General features: G+C 44.7%; 4 protein-coding genes. 1 reads left to right on the top strand and 3 read right to left on the bottom strand.

All coding sequences use genetic code 11. The features are described from left to right. From HY877_04980 to HY877_04990, 3 genes are all read right to left on the bottom strand, one after another. On the bottom strand, positions 1 to 87 hold an 87-nt coding region (locus HY877_04980; protein ID MBI5299630.1), incomplete at its 3' end, for a hypothetical protein. A gap of 57 nt (positions 88 to 144) precedes the next feature. After that, on the bottom strand, positions 145 to 1,041 hold the full coding sequence (locus HY877_04985; GenBank protein MBI5299631.1) for an IS630 family transposase: 897 nt from the start codon (positions 1,039 to 1,041) through the stop codon (positions 145 to 147). Then, complete coding sequence (locus HY877_04990; GenBank protein MBI5299632.1) at positions 965 to 1,294, bottom strand: helix-turn-helix domain-containing protein; 330 nt, start codon at positions 1,292 to 1,294, stop codon at positions 965 to 967. Before HY877_04990 ends, HY877_04985 begins: the two co-directional genes overlap by 77 nt. 205 nt (positions 1,295 to 1,499) lie before the next feature. On the opposite strand from HY877_04990, the gene HY877_04995 reads away from it, so the two are divergent. After that, a partial coding sequence (locus tag HY877_04995; GenBank protein MBI5299633.1) for an IS630 family transposase occupies positions 1,500 to 2,365 on the top strand: 866 nt, incomplete at its 3' end.

Below are 2,365 nucleotides of genomic sequence, written 5' to 3' on the forward strand. Positions count from 1 at the left end.
ATGAAGGTCGACCAACGACCCGCCGGAGGCGGACTCTTCGATTCGCGCAATCTCGTTTGAAAAGACCCAAAGATGTCCCTTTTGAATGCGTTCATCATGGTGAGATCTTAGTAGACACGGTGATAAATTCGTTCCGAGTTTTTATCATGATGCTTTTTTTAGCTGTGGAATAAACTTGTGTTGAAACTGCTTGCGCAATTGGGGTGCGGTATAACTCCACTGAATAGGTTTTGGATTTTTGTTTCGTTCAGAAAAGTAATGCATAATGAATTTTTCTAAATCCTGTTTATCTTCGGAGTGAGATGAAGTCAAAACCTTTCTTTGAAGCGGAGAAAAGACAATTTCGATTTGATCCAACCAAGAAGCATGAATGGGCAACCAATGGATCTTGACTTCAAAAGGCAGTGTCAGTTTTTGGATCCATGCTTCAATGGATTTGGGAGCATGGGTCGGACCATTATCTAAAATCAGATGGATCACTTTGATTCTTTTACACCAAAGGCTTTCAAAAATCATCGAAAGAAAGGTTTGAAACTCGACAAACCTTTTTCTCTCGAAACAACGAGCGATTGTTTCACCGGTATGAACCAAGAGTCCTGCAAACAAATTCAGAGCGCCTTTGCGTTCGTAACGATCTCCAACTTTTACGACGCTTCCGGGTTTTGCAGCGATCACTCCGCCCGTGAGTTTGCGAGCCTGAATCGAGGTTTTTTCATCGGCGCAGACAACGATTTCCTTGCGACCAGCTAACGATTGAGCTTGTTCATAGAGATTCAAGACGACAGTAGCTTTCTCCAAAAATCTGGGATCGGTTGGCTGTTGCCAACTCTGCGTTTGCCAAGGCTTAATTTTTTCCTGACGAAGCCAGAGTCGAATCGTGGAAGGTGAAATGGATTTTACGATGCCTCTTTCTTTCGCTGCTTGGGATAGATCAGAGCTGGACCAGCGTGAAAATGGTTTGCCACTATCGCGCGGAAGCGTGCAAGCCAGAGCGGTGACTTGGGCTCTTTGGGTTGAGGGAAAAAAAACGCGGCGCCCCACATCTCGGCGATTCTTGGAGCAGGGGACCTTCACGAGATCGTTTTCGCCATTGGCGTACGGTACGATCTGTGCACCCCGCTTTCCGTGCAATGGTAGCATTATCCCAATCGGGATGTTCATACGCCAAAAGAAGAATCTTGGCTCGCACCACTTCAGCATGGGGAGCTTTGCGTAATCGTGCCATGTGTTGTAATTGTTCATATTCTTTTGCATTAAGGCGAACTATCTGTTGCGGTTTGGGTCCTCGAGCCATAATCCAATTCCTCCTTTGTGGAAACTTGGACCCAATTTAGCATATGTGATTTTATGAGTCAAAAACTCGGAACGAATTTATCACCGTGTCTACTTAGTGTAGATAAGTGTCAAGACTCTTATGAACACATTCGATTTGGTCAAACTAGTGTGCTGGCGCATAAATACCTTTACATATGAATTTAAGTCTTGTATAATAACAATGAATGAACATAGCAGAACGTATTTTGCTTACTCCTCAAGAAGAATCGACCCTCAATCGATGGTCACATGGGAAAAGTATTCCATTGCGTTTGATTCAACGAGCCAAAATCATTCAATTGGCAGCCAAGGGAATTTTCAACCACGACATCGCCCATCAACTGTCTACTTCCCGCCCAACCGTTCAACTATGGAGAGAGCGTTTTTTAGCTCTCCGGTTGTCTGGTCTGGAAAAAGATGCTCCCCGTCCTGGTCGTATTCCAAAGATTCATTACAAGAAAGTGTCTGCTATCATCAATGCAACCTTACATACAACGCCTTCCAATGCAACTCACTGGAGCGAGCGCTCAATGGCCAAAGCACAAGGAATCAGCAAAGACAGTGTCCGACGAATCTGGAAACAACACAATCTAAAACCCCATTTGATCAAGACATTCAAACTCAGCCGCGACAAACAGTTTATGGAGAAACTTCACGATATTGTCGGACTTTATTTGAATCCACCGGACAAAGCCATTGTCTTTTGTGTAGACGAAAAAAGCCAGATTCAAGCGCTGGAACGCACCCAGCCATTGTTTCCTATGCGACCCGGTATTCCTGCAAGGCAGACTCACGATTATATGCGTCACGGCACAACGACGCTATTTGCAGCGCTAAACATGCTCGATGGAACAGTGATTGGAGATTGTATGCCGCGACACAGACATCAGGAATTTATCAGATTCCTGCAGACGATCAACGCAAAAACTCCATCCGATTTAAATCTCCATCTGATTGTCGACAACTATGGGACACACAAACATCCCAAAGTCCAAAGATGGCTCAAACGTCACCCTCGTTTCCACTTGCATTTTATTCCTACTTCCAGTTC

The organism is Deltaproteobacteria bacterium, assembly GCA_016213065.1.
Classification (GTDB): Bacteria; UBA10199; UBA10199; order SPLOWO2-01-44-7; family SPLOWO2-01-44-7; genus JACRBV01.